The sequence below is a fragment of the Actinomadura sp. 1N219 genome (assembly GCF_044326405.1).
Classification (GTDB): domain Bacteria; phylum Actinomycetota; class Actinomycetes; order Streptosporangiales; family Streptosporangiaceae; genus Spirillospora.
This window is the reverse complement of sequence record NZ_JBIRAY010000007.1, coordinates 115290-130035: the sequence shown is the minus strand read 5'-3', so window position 1 is coordinate 130035 and position 14746 is coordinate 115290. Positions and strand designations below refer to the sequence as shown.

Annotated in this window: 13 protein-coding genes; 9 read left to right on the top strand and 4 right to left on the bottom strand. The window is 72.4% G+C overall.

Annotated features, from left to right (window positions below; all coding sequences use genetic code 11):
- The first annotated feature begins 1 nt into the window (after position 1).
- The 8 genes from ACH35V_RS22525 (at position 2) to ACH35V_RS22490 (ending at position 7459) form a co-directional block, all read left to right on the top strand.
- Positions 2 to 1543 carry a sugar ABC transporter ATP-binding protein gene (locus ACH35V_RS22525; protein ID WP_395974917.1) on the top strand — a complete coding sequence of 514 codons (1542 nt, stop codon included), beginning with the start codon at positions 2 to 4 and terminating at the stop codon, positions 1541 to 1543.
- Positions 1540 to 2514: an ABC transporter permease gene (locus ACH35V_RS22520; RefSeq protein WP_395974915.1), complete on the top strand. Its 975-nt coding sequence runs from the start codon at positions 1540 to 1542 to the stop codon at positions 2512 to 2514. The genes ACH35V_RS22525 and ACH35V_RS22520 overlap by 4 nt, the downstream gene beginning before the upstream one ends.
- Positions 2515 to 2568: 54 nt before the next feature.
- A complete protein-coding gene (locus ACH35V_RS22515) occupies positions 2569 to 3525 on the top strand; it encodes a sugar ABC transporter substrate-binding protein (RefSeq protein WP_395974914.1) in 957 nt (318 codons plus the stop codon).
- Between the two features lie 7 nt (positions 3526 to 3532).
- Complete coding sequence (locus tag ACH35V_RS22510; RefSeq protein WP_395974913.1) at positions 3533 to 4348, top strand: IclR family transcriptional regulator; 816 nt, start codon at positions 3533 to 3535, stop codon at positions 4346 to 4348.
- A 15-nt stretch (positions 4349 to 4363) separates the two neighbouring features.
- Positions 4364 to 5110, top strand: coding sequence for a dienelactone hydrolase family protein (locus ACH35V_RS22505; protein WP_395974911.1), 747 nt, complete (start codon positions 4364 to 4366; stop codon positions 5108 to 5110).
- Entirely contained in the window at positions 5107 to 5961 is an 855-nt protein-coding gene (locus ACH35V_RS22500; protein ID WP_395974909.1) for an alpha/beta fold hydrolase, read from the top strand. The genes ACH35V_RS22505 and ACH35V_RS22500 overlap by 4 nt, the downstream gene beginning before the upstream one ends.
- Positions 5958 to 6830 (top strand): alpha/beta fold hydrolase, encoded by an 873-nt coding sequence (locus ACH35V_RS22495; protein WP_395974908.1) that lies wholly within the window; start codon positions 5958 to 5960, stop codon positions 6828 to 6830. Before ACH35V_RS22500 ends, ACH35V_RS22495 begins: the two co-directional genes overlap by 4 nt.
- Positions 6831 to 6937: 107 nt before the next feature.
- Positions 6938 to 7459, top strand: coding sequence for a DoxX family protein (locus tag ACH35V_RS22490; protein ID WP_395974906.1), 522 nt, complete (start codon positions 6938 to 6940; stop codon positions 7457 to 7459).
- Between the two features lie 127 nt (positions 7460 to 7586).
- Here the strand turns inward: ACH35V_RS22490 and ACH35V_RS22485 are convergent, their stop codons facing one another.
- Positions 7587 to 7922, bottom strand: coding sequence for a winged helix-turn-helix transcriptional regulator (locus tag ACH35V_RS22485; RefSeq protein ID WP_395975142.1), 336 nt, complete (start codon positions 7920 to 7922; stop codon positions 7587 to 7589).
- Positions 7923 to 8060: 138 nt separating this feature from the next.
- Here ACH35V_RS22485 and ACH35V_RS22480 point away from each other — a divergent pair, with 138 nt between their 5' ends.
- Complete coding sequence (locus ACH35V_RS22480; protein WP_395974905.1) at positions 8061 to 8963, top strand: alpha/beta hydrolase; 903 nt, start codon at positions 8061 to 8063, stop codon at positions 8961 to 8963.
- A gap of 887 nt (positions 8964 to 9850) precedes the next feature.
- Here the strand turns inward: ACH35V_RS22480 and ACH35V_RS22475 are convergent.
- The 3 genes from ACH35V_RS22475 to ACH35V_RS22465 form a co-directional block, all read right to left on the bottom strand.
- The gene (locus tag ACH35V_RS22475) at positions 9851 to 10849 is read right to left on the bottom strand and encodes a hypothetical protein (RefSeq protein WP_395974904.1); all 999 of its coding nucleotides are present in this window, start codon (positions 10847 to 10849) and stop codon (positions 9851 to 9853) included.
- Positions 10846 to 12078, bottom strand: coding sequence for an MFS transporter (locus ACH35V_RS22470; RefSeq protein ID WP_395974903.1), 1233 nt, complete (start codon positions 12076 to 12078; stop codon positions 10846 to 10848). The genes ACH35V_RS22475 and ACH35V_RS22470 overlap by 4 nt, the downstream gene beginning before the upstream one ends.
- 162 nt (positions 12079 to 12240) lie before the next feature.
- Entirely contained in the window at positions 12241 to 14691 is a 2451-nt protein-coding gene (locus ACH35V_RS22465) for a N,N-dimethylformamidase beta subunit family domain-containing protein (protein WP_395974901.1), read from the bottom strand.
- Positions 14692 to 14746 lie beyond the last annotated feature (55 nt).

Below are 14746 nucleotides of genomic sequence, written 5' to 3'. Positions count from 1 at the left end.
CATGGCCGTTTCCGACGCGAAGGGAACGCCGCCGGATCTGGAGGCGGCGTCCGCGGACGGCGTCCCGGTCCTGGAACTGCGCGGTGTGCGCAAGGCGTTCGGCGGAGCGCAGGCGCTCGCGGGCGTCGACTTCACGCTCCGGCCGGGCGAGGTGCACGCGGTCGTCGGCATGAACGGCGCCGGCAAGTCGACCCTGGTGGAGCTGATCTGCGGCTCGTTCACCCAGGACGGCGGCGACATCGTCATCGACGGCCGCCGCCAGGGCCCGCTGACCCCGCGCCGTGCCCACGCGGCGGGGGTGAGCATCGTCCACCAGCGGCGCACGCTCGTCGGCGAGCTGAGCGTGGCCGAGAATCTGCTGCTCGGCAGGCTCCCCACCCGCGCGGGCAGGGTGCTGTGGCGCAAGGCCCGCGAGGAGGCCGCCGCCGCCCTCGCCGACCTCGGCCTGGACGTCGCCCCCGGCGCGCTCGCCCGGAGCCTCGACCCCGCCGAGCAGACGCTCGTCGAGATCGCTCGCGAAGTGCACCACGGCGGCCGGGTCCTCATCCTGGACGAGCCCACCGCCGCGCTCGGCGCCCGGGACGCCGACCGCGTCCACGGCCTCGTCCGCACCCTGCGCGACCGGGGCAAGGCCGTCGTCTACATCTCGCACCGCCTGGACGAGGTCCTGTCCCTGGCCGACCGCGTCACCGTGATGCGCGACGGCCTGGTCGCGGCCGTCGAGGACCGTGCCGCGCTCGATCTGCCCGCCCTGGTCCGGGCCATGGTCGGCGACCGCCTGGTGCAGGGCAGACCGGAGATCGCCCGGACCCCCGGCGCCGCGGTGCTGACGCTGTCCGGACTCGCCCGCGGCAGGCTCCGGCCGTTCGACCTGGAGATCCGGGCCGGTGAGGTCGTCGCCGTCCTCGGCCCGGCGGGCGACGGCCAGTCGGAGCTGTTCGGGCTGCTCAGCGGTCTGCGCCGGGCGCGGAGCGGCACCGTCGCGGTCCGCGGCGCCGTGATCAGGTCCGGCAGCGTCACCGCCGCCCTCGACGCCGGGCTGCGCTGCGTGCCCGGGGACAGGCTCTCCTACGGTCTCGTGCCGGGCCTGGGCGTGGACGAGAACCTCGACCTGGTCCGGCGCGGCAGGCTCCGGCCGTGGCTGGTGCGCTGGCGCGACCTGCACGCCCGCGCCCGCACCTCGCGGGACCGCTACGGCGTCACCACGATCCAGGACGACCCGCCGGTGGCCGCGCTGTCGGGAGGCAACCAGCAGAAGGTCCTGCTGTCGGCGTGGCTGGACGGCGACCTCGCCGCCTGCCTCCTGGAGGAGCCGACCAACGGTGTGGACGTCGCCGCCAAGGCCGACATCCACCGGATCGTCGACGGCCTCGCCGACCGCGGGTCCGCCGTCCTGCTCACCTCCTCCGACATCGACGAGGTGATCCGGCTCGCCGACCGCGTCGTCGTCGTGCGGGCCGGCCGGACGGTCGCCGACCTGCGAATGGACGAGGTGAGCCGGGACGACCTCGTCACGCTCATCGCTGGAGGAGACCAGTCATGACCGCACTGACCGCGTCGAGCGAGCGCCTGCGGCTCGCCCTGCCGCCGGGCCTGTCCCGCCACGCCGGCCTGCTGGCCGTGCTCCTGATCGTCGGGGCGTTCACCGCGCTGCGCAGCGACGCCTTCCTCACCGGCCCGAACCTGCTCAACGTGTCGCAGCAGATCGCCGTCGTCGCCGTCCTCGCGGCCGGGCTCACCCTGCTGATGACCGCGGGCGGCATCGACTTCTCGCTCGGCGCGATCGCCGCGGTGACCCACGGCGTCACCGCGCAGCTCATCGTCGCGGGCCTCAACGAGTGGACCGCCGCCGCGCTGGCGCTCGCGCTCGGCGCTGCGATCGGCCTGGTCAACGGGATCGTGGTGACGTACCTGCGGGTCACCCCGTTCGTGGCGACGCTGGCCACCTCCACCGTCCTCGGCGGCGCCGCGCTGCTCATCATCGACGGCAAGAGCGTCTCCATCGGCGAGGCGCTGGTGCCGCTCGGGTTCGGCGAGATGTTCGGCGTCATCCCGGCCCTGGTCGTCGTCGCGGTCGCCGTCTGCGCCGCCGCGGGCCTGATACTGCGCTGGACGGCGTTCGGCCGCAACGCCTTCGCCATCGGCGGCAACGAGCAGGCCGCCCGCCTGGCCGGCATCCCCGTCGCGCGGACCAAGCTGCTGCTCTACACCGTCGGCGGCCTGCTCGCCGGGCTCGGCGGCGTGATGCTCGTCGCCCGGCTCGGCGCCGCCAGCCCCGGCACCGGCGGCCTGCACCTGGAGCTCACCGTCGTCGCCGCGGTGGTCATCGGCGGCACCGCCCTGCACGGCGGCAGCGGCACCCTCGTCGGCACCGTCCTCGGCGTGCTGCTGCTGGGCGTCGTCACCAACTCCATCAACCTGCTCCAGATCGACTCCCACTACCAGGACGTGGCGCTCGGCGCCGTCCTGCTCGTCGCGGCCATCACCAACCATCTGCGCGGCCGTCCCCACTGACCGGTCCCCGGCCCTCCGCCGCCCACCCCACCACCCCGACCCGGAGGAATCACGATGGCCCCCATAAGAGCCACTGCCCTCGCCCTCGCCGCCGGCCTCGCGCTGTCGGCCTGCAGCGTGGACGACGGAAAAGGCAAGGCCGCCGGCCCCGTCCCCTCGGACAAGCAGCTGACGATCGGCTTCGTCAACGGCAACACCATCGAGTTCCACACCTGCCTCCAGAACGCCCTCCAGGCGCGCGCGAGCCGCGCCGGGGTGAAGGTCCTGACCGCGAACTCGGCCATGGACCCGGCCAAGGAGCTGTCCAACATCGACGACATGATCGTCAAGCGGGTGGACGCGATCGTCGTGCAGACGGTCAACATCGACTCGCTGGAGGGCGGGATCAGCCGCGCCAACCGCGCCGGGATCCCGATCTTCCTGACCTCCGTCGCGTCGGTGGACCAGAGCAAGATCCTCGGCGCGGTCGTCACCGACGTGAAGAAGGTCGGCCGCGACCTCGGCGCCTGGCTCGCCGAGGACAGCAAAGGCAAGCCCGCCGAGGTCGGCATCATCGGCGGCGCGCCGGGAGCCGCCGCCGACCTGATGAACGACGCGTTCAAGCAGAGCCTCGGCGGCGACTCCAAGGTCGTCTTCGACCAGCCCGCGTTCTGGCAGCGGGCCAAGGCCCAGGACGTCGCCGAGAACCTCCTGCAGGCCCGGCCGAAGGTCCGCTACGTCTTCGTCCACAACGAGGACATGGCCCTCGGCGTGCTCGCCGCCTTCAAGGCCGCCGGGCGGGACGACATCAAGATCCTCACCAACGGCGGCAGCGCGGCCGGCGTCAAGGCCGTCAAGGACGGCGAGTTCGCGGTCACCGTCAGCAACACCCCCAAGAGCGTCGGCGAGCTGGCCGTGGACAACGTCGTCGGGCTGCTGCGCGGCACGAAGGGCGTCCAGAAGATCGCCACCGTGCCCGACGTGGTCGTGACCAGCGACAATGCGAGCAAGGCACCGCCCTACTGCTCGTGAGGTCACCGTGCACGATTCCGCTGGCTCCGTTCCCGCCGACGACCCCGCACGCCGCCGCGGAGTACGCTCCGTCGACCGTGCCCTGGACGTGCTGAGCGCCTTCAGCGCGGCGCACCCCCGCTTCCAGCTCACCGAGCTGGCCGAGGCCGCCGGGGTGCCGAAGACCAGTACCCACCGCATCGCGGTGACCCTGGTCGAGCGCGGGTTCCTCCGCCAGGAGGCCGACGGCGCCTACGTCCTGGGCAACCGGCTGCTGGAGCTGGGCAGCCTGGTCTCGACGACGAACGCCCTGTCCCACCTGACGCAGGGCGTCGCCGAGGAGCTGATCCGGTCGACGGGCGAGACCGTCCTGATCGCGGAGATCGATTGGCAGGACAGGTCGCTGCTCATCACCGGCAAGCGGGAGGCGCCGCACTCGCCCGAGTCGCTGTCGCCGCTCGGCCGGCGCTCGATGCTGGCCAACGGCTGCATCAGCCGCGCCATCCTCAGCGCCCTGCCGCGGGAGGAGAGCGAGGAGATCGTCACGCGGCTGCCGCTGGCGCAGCGCACCCCCGCCAGCATCACCGACCCCGACGTGCTCCGCCGCGAACTGGAGACCACCCGCCGGTACGGCTACGCCGTCGAGATCGGCGAGTTCATCGCGGGCATCGCCGGGGTCGCCGTCCCGGTCATGGTCGGCGGCCGTCCCGCCGGCGCGATCGCGGTCTGCGGACGGATCACCCGCATGCCGCGCCAGCGGCTCGAAGCCCTCGGCAACCACATCAAGCACCTGCTCGGCCGGACCGCGGCCGCGCATCCGCCCTCCCCGCCACGCGCGGGCTGACCCGGAGACACCAGCATGAACGACGCCGCATGGACGACCTTCCCCGCCGGTTCCGACGAGATCCGCGGCTATCTGGCCCTGCCCTCCCGCCGCCCCGGCGACGTCCTGCCGCCGGTGATCGTCATGGCGCACGAGAACCTCGGCGTCACCGCCCACCGGGAGCGGGTCACCGAACGGTTCGCCGACGAGGGCTTCGCGTGCCTGACCGTCGACCTGTACAGCAGGATCGGGGGCCGCCCCCCGCAGGACTACACGACCCCCGAGGAGCGCCGCGCCAAGGCCTTCCTCGCCGCCCGCGACGAGCAGGCGCTGCCCGACCTGGAAGCGGGCCTCGACCATCTGGCCGGACGCGACGACGTCGACGCCTCCCGCGCCGCCGTCGTCGGGTTCTGCCTCGGCGGCGGCCTCGCGATCGCCTGGGCGACCCGGACCGACCGGCTGGCCTGCGCCGTTCCGCTCTACGGACTGCCCGAGCTGCCGCCGGCCTACAGCCCCACCGGCCGGGTCCGCTCCCGCATCGACGTCGCCGGGGGCGTCCGCTGCCCCGTCCAGGCCCACTTCGGCGGCGCGGACGAGGTCATCCCGCTGGACCAGGTCGCCCGCCTCGGCGACGCCCTCGAAGAGTCCGGCCATGAAACCGAGGTCCACGTCTATGACGGCGCCGGGCACGCCTACCACGACGACACGCACCCCAACCACCATCCCGAGGCCGCCCGCCTCACCTGGGAGCGCACCCTCGCCTTCCTGAGGAAGCACCTGTGAGCCTGTGGACCGACCTGCTCGGCGCCCAGATCCGGCACGTCACCGCCGCAGGCGTGCGGACGCGCGTCGCCGATCTCGGGTCGGGGGAGCCGGTCGTCCTGCTGCACGGGCGGGGCGGCCACCTGGAGACCTTCGCCCGCAACCTGCCCGCGCTCGCAGCGGCAGGACGCCGCGTGATCGCCTTCGACCTGCTCGGCCACGGGCTCACCGGACGGTCGCCGTCCGGCTCCTACACGGTGGAGGCGCTGACCGGCCACGTCCTGGCCGTCCTGGACTCGCTCGGCCTGGCCGCCGCCGACGTCGTCGGCCAGTCCCTGGGCGGCTGGACCGCCGCGCTGGCGGCGTCGCGCGCGCCGGAGCGGGTGCGGCGGCTCGCCCTCATCGAACCCGCCGGGCTCCAGCCCGAGGCCGAACGGCTCGCCGACCCCGCCGTGCGAGCGGCCTACGAGCGCGGCGGCCGGGCCTACGCCGAGCCCACCCCCGAGGCCGTCCGGACCCGGCTCGCCGGACTGCTCGCCGACCCCGCCGGGGTCGACGCCGAACTCGTCCAGGTCCGGACCGTGCTGTACCGGCCCGAGGAGGCCCGGCGCGTGCACCGGCTGGTACGGGCCGCCGACAACGCCCCGTCGCTTCTCACCCCGGAACGGCTCGCCACCCTCACGGCGCCCGTCCTCTTCGTCCGCGGCGAGCACGGGCACACTCCCGCGGCCGTCGTCGAGGCGGCGGTCCGCGCGGTCCCGGACGCCCGCCTCCTGACCGTCCCCCAGGCCAAGCAGTGGCCGCAGTACGAGCGGCCTGAACTCGTCAACGCCTCCCTCATCGACTTCCTCGACAAGGAGAATCCCTCATGACCCTGTGGACCGACTCACTCGGCACCGAGACCCGCTTCCGCGACGCCGCCGGCTGGCGCACCCGCTCCATCGAGGCCGGAGAAGGCGACGCGGTCATCCTCATGGGCGGCCTGACGGGCCACGCCGAGGCGTTCCTGCGCAACATCGTCCCGCTGTCCCGGCGCGGCCTGCGCGTCTACGCCGTCGACGCGCTCGGCCACGGCCTCACCGCGCGTCCCACCGACGTCACCTACCACGCCCCCGTCTTCACCCGGCACCTGATCGGCTTCCTCGACGCCATCGGCGCCGAACGCGCGCACCTGGTCGGCCAGTCCCTCGGCGGCTGGACGGCCCTGTTCACCGCGTTGCGGCACCCGGACCGGGTGGGCAAGATCGCCTCGGTGACCGGCGCGGGCCTGCTGCTGTCGGACGAGAAGAGCGCGGCGGAGAGCGAGCGCGTCCACACCCAGGTCAGGACGGTCACCGCCAAGGCCGCCGCCGCGCCGACCCGGGAGAGCGTCCGCGCGAGGCTCGAATGGCTCATGGCCGACCCGGCCACGGTGACCGACGAACTGGTCGAATGCCGCTACCGCTACTACACCCTGCCCGGCGCCGAGGAGGCCCTCGCCAAGCTGGTCGCCGAACAGCCCGGCGAAGCCAACCGGACGCACATGCTCGGCGAGGACGACCTCGCCGCCATCGGCCACGAGACCCTGATCGTCTGGACCGACCACAACCCCACCACCCCCGCCGAGGTCGGCCGCCGCGCGTCGAAGATCATGCCCCGCGCCCGCTTCGACATGATCACCGGCGCCGGGCACTGGCCCATGTTCGAGCAACCCGAGCAGTTCAACCGCGTGATCGGAGACTTCCTCACCGACGCCCGATGAGCTTGGGGGCGAAAGACGCACTGGTCTACTTGATACGGCCATCAACTGATAGGAAACTTACCTATCGATTGGCTCGTTCTGGTCTCCCACCCCCCCAAGGAACCGCCATGTCCCTCGACACCCGCCTGCGGTCCGCGCCCTCCCTGGCCGCCGAGCACCCCGCCCGCTACGCCCTGGCCATCGGCCGCCTCTTCCTCGGCTGGATCTTCCTCTGGGCCTTCATCGACAAGCTCTTCGGTCTCGGCAAGGGCACCGAGACCGGTTGGCTGTCCGGCACGTCCCCGTCCAAGGGCTTCCTCAGCCACACCGACGGCCCGTTCAAGGACGTCTTCCACTCGATGGCCGGACAGGTCTGGGTCGACGCCCTCTTCATGTTCGGCCTCGGCGGCCTCGGCGTCGCGCTCATCCTCGGGATCGCCCTCCGCCTGGCCGCCATCGGCGGAACGATCCTGATGTTCATGCTCTGGGCGGCGTCACTGTGGCCCGACACCAACCCCTTCATGGACATGCACTGGATCTACGCCGCGATGCTGATCGCCCTCGCGCTCACCGACGCCGGAACCACCCTCGGCTTCGGCCGAGCCTGGGCGCGCCTCCCGATCGTCCGCAGCTCCACCCTCCTCCGCTGAGAAGCACACTCCCCAAACGGTGATCCCGGCGGCGTGCAGAGCGATGCCGGGCGGCCCCCCGGCATCGCTCTCCACGTCCGCCTCCACCGCTCCGCAGTGAGTCGCGAAGACACGGCATCTGCGGATGTCATCTGTCGCGTGTGGCGCCGGGGTGCTCCAATGCCCAGGCGCAGATGGCGGACAGCGGCTCCTGCAAGGTCTTGCCGAGTGTGGTCAGGGCGTATTCCACATGCTGCGGGGCGGTGTCTTTGAGCACTCGCCGTTCGACCAGCCCGTCGCTTTCCATGTTCCGCAGCGTCTCGGTCAGGACCTTCTGCGTGACACCGGGCAGCCTGCGGCGCAGTTCGGCGTGCCGCTGCGGTCCGGCGAGCAGCGCGTAGATCAGCAGGATCCGCCACTTGGCGGCCAGCCGCTCCAGCGCCTGCCGGGTCGCGCAGCTTTCTTCCAGGACGTCGGGTATCACCAGTGCCAAGGGGTCTCCCCGTGTGGAGGGGCACTTCGAAGTGCCTTCTGGCCGGTTCAAGATCAGGGCGCTTAGTGTCCCGGTCATGACAGAGCTTAAGGTCCACCCGTACACGGCGTCAGACCCCGGGATCTTCGCATGACCGCGGTCAAGGCCGAGCGAATCACGTTCAGCAGCGAAGGCATCGAGCTGGTGGGCCGGCTCTGGCTCCCGGACACCGGCGATCCGCGGCCCGCCGTCGCGCTCACCGGCCCCTTCACCGGTGTGAAAGAGCAGGTCCTCGGTACCTACGCCGAGCTGCTCGCCCGGGCCGGGCTCGTCGCGCTCGCCTTCGACCACCGGGGCTTCGGGGAAAGCGGCGGACGCCGCCAACATGAGGACGGCCAGGGAAAACTCGCCGACCTCAGGGCCGCGGTCGGCGTGCTGGCCGGCCGACCCGAGGTGCGTCCGGCCCAGATCGGAGTGGTCGGCATCTGCCTCGGCGGCGGCTACGCGGTGCGGGCCGCCGCCACGGACTCCCGCGTGAAGGCCGTGGCAGGAATCGCGGGGGCCTTCAACAGCCCGGCTCGGTTCGCCCAGTCCATGGGCGTCGACGCCTACCGGTCCGCACTCGGCGGCTTCCTGGACCGGTACGACGAGTACATACCCGCCGTGGCGTCCGATGGCGGCGAGGCCGCGATGGCCGGCGATGAGCCGTACGCCTACTACGGCACCGCCCGCTCCGCCTCGCCGTACTGGCGCAACGAGGTCACCAGGGGATCGCTCCACTCCCTGATGACCTTCGACGCTCTCGGCGCGGCGGACCTCCTGGCCGCCACCCCGCTACTGATCGTCCACGGAAGGACCGACGCCTACTGCTCACCCGAGCAGGCTCGGGAGCTCTACGAGCGCAAGCCGGGCGACAAGCAGATCCTCTGGTTGGACGCCGACCGGCACATCGACCTCTATGACACGGAGCCGCACGTCAGCCAGGCCGCCCAGGCAACCGCCGACTTCCTCCACCGCAGCCTCAGCAGGTCACCTGCCGAGGTAGTCGCGTAGCGCGGCTAGGCAGGCGGTCCGGCGGGTGGCGTCGCGGGGGTAGCGGCGGTCGCATTCGTCGCGCACCCACGCCGGTACCCGACGCGCCTTCCGTGGCTGGTGGGTGTGTGATTGAGGACGGTGCGAGGCCGAGCGCTCCTGGCCCTTCATGCTCGGAGGGCGTTGCGCTGGAGACGGTCGCCCACCGGAGGTCTCGGCCTGTGCGGGATTCCTCTCGGCGGACGTCGGCCGTCCGTCACCTCGCCGAGGCTGCATGGGGCCTTGAGGGTTGGGCTGATCGGTGTCGGGGGTGTGCGAGGGCGTGGACCGGGCGCCTGCCGTCTGGGTAGGACGCCCCGGACGCGATCGGTCCTCAAGGTGGAGCACGGCTGCGGTGCCCAGAGATGCCAGCAGGGCGCTGATCAGAGGCGTCACCAAGCGGAGACTGCGACGGCGAGGTCGGCGGCGAGGGCGGACGCGCCATGGCTCGTCGGGGTCGGGCGGCACGCCCGCGCCTGGTCCTGAAGCCGAGTCATCGATCACCACCCATGGCTACCAAGGGCGATGCCGGCGCGACAAGCAGACTCGCTGGTGGCGGGAGAGTGCTCGCGTTGCCGGGCTGGAGCTCCACCGGGAAGCCCTCGCCGTCGCGCACGACACCGGCGACCCCCGGGCGATCGCGCTGGCCCTCGAAGGCCAGGCCGGCGTGGCGGCCCTCACCGGCGACCCGGTGGACGCCGCACGGCTCCTCGGCGAGGCCGCCGCCCTGCGCGAGTCCACCGGCGCGCCCCTGCCGCCCGAAGAACGCGCGGACGTCGACCGCATCACGGACACGGCGAGATCGGCCCTAGGCGACAGGCCTTCACCACGGCATTCGCCAAGGCCCACGCCGGGCGTCGGTTTCGCGGTTAGAGGTCGGTGCCGACCACGGTGGGGGAGTCGGCGTCGGGGATCAGCAGCCGCGGCTGCCCGCCGTCGACCGGGGCGATCCAGATGTCGGCCGTGGTGCGTCCCCCGCCCGACTTCGGCACCGCGTACATCACCCGCTCGCCGTCGAGCCACGCCACCTGGTCGTCCACGCTGCGGGTCTCGCCGAGCGGCCATTCCCGGCCGTTGCGCAGGTCGAAGGCGTAGAAGCGCCAGGCGTCCTGCGAGGTCTCGTTCACCCGCTTCTTGTAGACGACCCTGGTCTGGTCGGGGGACAGCGACGGGCACTCCGCGTTCTCCCGCAGCGCGGTCAGGGTGCGGCGGGACAGGTCGCCCCGGGCGAGGTAGGTGCGGCCTGACACGGCGACGGTGGCGAAGAAGACGTTCGAGTCGGCGGCGAAGGTGACGCCCCAGACGTTGCGGTCGACGCTGCCGTCCTTCGCGCCGTTGACGAGGAAGGTGAAGTGCTCCAGGTTCGCCAGCGGACGCCCGTTCTTGCCGTCGTAGACCATGGTCTCCGTGGAGAACCCGAGCGAGATGTAGTTGTGCCCGCTGACGAACACCGTGCTCGCGAAGTGCCGCCCGTCGGGCGCGACCCGCGCCCGGCTGGGCACTCCTGCCAGCGGTTCGTCGCCCGCCTCCTTCAGCCGGTCGTTGAGCCGGACGATCTCGTACGGCCGGCCGGGCACGCCCCCGTCGCGCAGGCACACCGCACGCCCCGCCTCGGCCGCGACGCGCAGGCACCGCGGTCCGGCGAGCACGCGGCTCCGGGCGGCGTCCGGTGGCACGTAGGCGATCCGGCCCTGGTCGGGGCCCCGCTTGAGCGATCTGAACACGATGTGCTCGGTGCGGAACAGGCCGGAGTCCGCCTCGCCCGCGGCGGACTCGCCCTGGCGTCCGAGCACCGCGGTCAGCACCGTGCCGGCGGCCACGCCCACGAGCAGGACGGCCAGCGCGAGGGTCACCCGGGAGCGGTTCATCTGAGTCCTCCGATCAGGGAGACGGCGGCCAGGGCGGCGGCGAGGACCGCCGCGAACGCCCACAGCGCCGTCGACGGTCCCGTCAGCGCCCACAGCGCGCCGAAGGTGAGCGCGGCGAGGCTGCGGCCGAGCGCCACGCAGGTCTGCACCGCGGAGATGACGGTCGCCCGGTAGGCCGCGGGGACGATCGCCGCCGTGGCGGCGGGGAGCACGCCGTCGGTCGCGGCGTAGTAGAGCCCGAGCAGGGCGAGTGTCGCGCCGGCGGCCAGGGCGCTCGCCCCGGAGCCCGCCACGCCGTAGGCGAGCAGGATCATCACGTGGCCCGCGATGAAGACGCGCGGCCTGCCGAAACGGTCGGCGAGACGCCCGAACGGCACCGCGGCGGCCAGGTAGACGACCCCCGTCCCCAGGAACATCAGCGGGAAGAAGTGGGTGGAGATGGCCTCGCCCTTCAGCAGCACCAGGTAGAGGAACGCGTCGCTGATCGTCAGCGCGGACAGCACCGTCGCGGTCAGCAGGACGCGCCGCACCCGCGCCTCGCCCGCGATGAGCCGCCCCGCCCCGGCCAGCGTGACCCGGGCCGCGCCGGCGTCGGCGTCGTCGGTGGCGATCGGACGGCTCTCGTCGACCTTGCCGATCAGGAGCAGCACGCCGAGGCCCGCGACGCACATGGCGACCACGAACACCGCGTCGAAGTTCCCCGGCGCCGCCGTCAGCAGGAGGAACGCGGCCACCGGGCCGAGGAGCGCGCCCAGGGTGTCCAGCGCGCGGTGGACGCCGAACGAGCGGCCGAGCGTCCCCGGCGGCCCGGAGCCGGCGATCAGCGCGTCCCGCGGACCGGTGCGCAGCCCCTTGCCGATCCGGTCGAGGCCGGTCGCGGCCGACAGCGCGCCGACGCCCGCCGCGGGCAGCAGCAGCACCTTGGCGATCACGCCGAGCCCGTATCCGGCCACGGCCACCGCCTTGGGCCGCCTGAGCCGGTCGGCGGTGTAGCCGCCCCCGACCCTGGCGGCCACCGTGGCCGCCTGGTAGACGCTGTCGAGGACGCCGAACGCCATCGGCGAGAGGCCGAGCGCCACGGTGATGAACAGCGGCAGCACCGCGGTGACCATCTCGGTGGAGACGTCGGTGAGCAGGCTGACGAATCCGAGCACGACGACGGTGCCCGGGACCCGTCCGGCCCTCGAACGCCAGGACCTGGACGATTCACGCGAGCCGGAGGACGGCATCCCACGAACGGTTATGTACACGGGCCGGCCTTTCTGCGGGACCTGGACTCAGCTCCGCCGCCCGGGTGCCGGAGCGCGAGACCCGGGCGGGAGGCGGTGGTGCGCGACGGTCCGGGGCGGGGCCGGTGCCCGCGCCCCGGGCCGTCGCGTCACCGCGGCCTGCTACCCCGCGCCGGGGAGCGGGGCACCGGAGGTGAACTTGTTCAGGACGTTCTCGCTGATCCGCGTCAGATCGTTGTTGTAGCCGTTGTGGAAGAACTGGCCGCTCCACACCATCGACGAGGCCGAGAACACCGCCCCGCCCTTCGGGTAGTGGATCAGCGTCACGTCCCCGCGGACCATCGGGTTGGTGTCGCCGCCCTCGAACAGCGACGAGGTGTTGATCTCCTCGACGACGTGCATGTACTGCTCGCCGAACCGCTGGGACGTGCCGAGCACGATCGCGTTGGCCGGGGTTCCGAGCGAGTAGTCGACGCGGTCGACCTCCTCGCCCATCGGCCCGCCCGGGCTCTGCAGGCTCGGCAGGCCGTCGCCGATGCCGTCCTTCTTCGACACGCCGTCGAACACCCAGGCTCCGGCCTCGGAATAGCTCGCCTCGGACCGGTCGAACGGCTTGTTGTACTGCGCCGCGCCCGTCGAATTGCCGAACCCTTGAGCGGAGAAGCCGACGCCCAGCAATTCCTGCGGAGGCGTTCCGCGGAAGCGCCACAGGCCGCCGTACTCGCCGTCGGTGCTGTGGTAGTACTCGCCGGGTGCGGCCTGCCACGCCTCGGTGCCGTCATGGCGCCGCAGCTCGGTGTAGCTCCTGGACTTGTCGAGCGCGGTCACCCAGTAGAAGCCGTTGCCTCCCAGGTACATCAGCCGTCCGCCGTCGTTGAGCCAGCCCTTGATCGACTCGAACTCGGTGGTGGAGATGTACTCCGGGTGGGTGCCGGTGATCACCGTCTGGTAGCCGTCGAGGATCTTCCTGCCCTCGCGGTCCACGTCGTGGTCGGTGATGTAGTCGACGTTGTACTTCTTCGTCTCCAGCCAGTCGAAGATGTGCGTGTCCGCCTCGAACGCCCACGGGCGGCCCTCGCCCTTCGGGCCGGTCGTGAGCGACCGCAGGTTCTGGATCGGGCGCCGCTCGTGGGAGTAGACGTACCCGCTGCCGTCGGCGTGGTCGGAGTACTGGCTCATGGTGCCGCCGGTCTGGCCGTAGGCCAGGTACGTCAGCGTCGGCACCAGCATCGCGATCTTCGACGTCCGCTTCTTCGGCCGGACGACGAACGTGGCGTGGTAGACCTTCCCGTCGGCCTCCAGCCGTGCGGCGTAGACCCCGCTGCGGGCGTTCTCCGGCACCTTCCAGGTGAACGTGGGCTTCCACGCGGCGTCGCCCAGGTCGTCCTCGTGGAAGTACATCGCCCCCCACTGCTTGGGGTCCTGGTTGTAGTTCATCGTCTTGCGGTCCCAGGAGTGGCTGGTCAGCGCCCGGACCGGAAGGTTCACCGCGCGTCCGTCCAGGCCCCGGGAGCCGGTGCTTGTCACCCGGTCGCCGGACATCTGCTTGGAGAAGTCCCACGCCGCGGACGGGCGCGACCCGGTCTTGCCCTTGGCGGCGGCGTCCAGCTCACGCTCGCCGAGCGCCCGGCCGTAGAGCGCGGGCGACTCGATCTTGCCGTTGTAGAAGCCGGCGGGATGGCCGTCGCCCGAGCGGTTCCAGTAGGCGGCCATGAGCAGCGGGTCGTCGGAGTGCCGCAGGTCCCCGCCGATCCGCTTGGTCACGGTCGCCCCGGAGTCGTCGGGGGCCGTCGAGACCGGCCGCTGCGTCACGGTGACCTGGCGCGTCTTCGCGTCGTAGGAGGCCGCGACGAAGTACCAGCCGGAGTTGTTGACGTGCTGCGGCCGGGGGTTCCTGTTGGCGCCGAAGTACATCTCCGGGCCGCCCATCGCGGGCGCCCAGGGCTTGAGCTTGACCCCGGTCGAGACGCTCTCCCCGCCGACCCGCAGGGCGGCCGCGCCGGTCTCGTCGATGAACAGGCCGTACCCGCGCTTGTCGGCCTCCGACCACTTGGTGACCAGGCCCTGCGCCCGCGGCGTGCCGACCGGCGTGCGCTTCAGCGCGGTCCTGTTGTAGGGCGACCCCGGGATCGTGGACGGGGCGATCCACGCGGTGAGGGTGAACCCGTCGTCCGGCCTGAGCCGGTCGTCGTCGGGCACGGTGACGTACGAGCCCAGCGGGAGCCGCTGGTCCGCGCCGGGGTAGGTGCGGTTGACCGGCGCGTCGATCACCTGCTCCTTGACGCCGGGCCCCGCGGGGTCGGCGTCGCCGTGGCTGACCCTGACGATGGTGGACTTGAACGCCTTCGCCTTGGTACTCGCCATGATCTCGACCGACTCCCCGGGCTTGACGCTGAGCCGGTCGGGGTAGCCGCTGATGCCGAGGCGGTCCAGCTGCTCCTGCGGGGGCACCGGCTCGGTGGGAAGCGGCTCGTCGGGCACGTAGTTCACGGGCGCGGCGTTCGGGCGCGGCGCGCCGGCCGCCTGCGACTGCGGCAGCGCCGGCAGGGCGGCCGCCACCAGGACGCCCACGGCCAGCACGGCCGTTCCGGGTCTTGCTCTGGACTTTCTCATGGGGGACCTACCTCGGGATGGGGGTTTGGTGCGTGCGAGGCGCATTGGCGGGAGG

Excerpts from the sequence above, each read along its gene's own strand:
- ACH35V_RS22525 (WP_395974917.1), top strand. The coding sequence starts at position 2 with ATGGCCGTTTCCGACGCGAAGGGAACGCCGCCGGATCTGGAGGCGGCG.
- ACH35V_RS22520 (WP_395974915.1), top strand. The coding sequence starts at position 1,540 with ATGACCGCACTGACCGCGTCGAGCGAGCGCCTGCGGCTCGCCCTGCCG.
- ACH35V_RS22515 (WP_395974914.1), top strand. The coding sequence starts at position 2,569 with ATGGCCCCCATAAGAGCCACTGCCCTCGCCCTCGCCGCCGGCCTCGCG.
- ACH35V_RS22505 (WP_395974911.1), top strand. The coding sequence starts at position 4,364 with ATGAACGACGCCGCATGGACGACCTTCCCCGCCGGTTCCGACGAGATC.
- ACH35V_RS22495 (WP_395974908.1), top strand. The coding sequence starts at position 5,958 with ATGACCCTGTGGACCGACTCACTCGGCACCGAGACCCGCTTCCGCGAC.
- ACH35V_RS22490 (WP_395974906.1), top strand. The coding sequence starts at position 6,938 with ATGTCCCTCGACACCCGCCTGCGGTCCGCGCCCTCCCTGGCCGCCGAG.
- ACH35V_RS22480 (WP_395974905.1), top strand. The coding sequence starts at position 8,061 with ATGACCGCGGTCAAGGCCGAGCGAATCACGTTCAGCAGCGAAGGCATC.
- ACH35V_RS22475 (WP_395974904.1), bottom strand. The coding sequence starts at position 10,849 with ATGAACCGCTCCCGGGTGACCCTCGCGCTGGCCGTCCTGCTCGTGGGC.
- ACH35V_RS22470 (WP_395974903.1), bottom strand. The coding sequence starts at position 12,078 with ATGCCGTCCTCCGGCTCGCGTGAATCGTCCAGGTCCTGGCGTTCGAGG.
- ACH35V_RS22465 (WP_395974901.1), bottom strand. The coding sequence starts at position 14,691 with ATGAGAAAGTCCAGAGCAAGACCCGGAACGGCCGTGCTGGCCGTGGGC.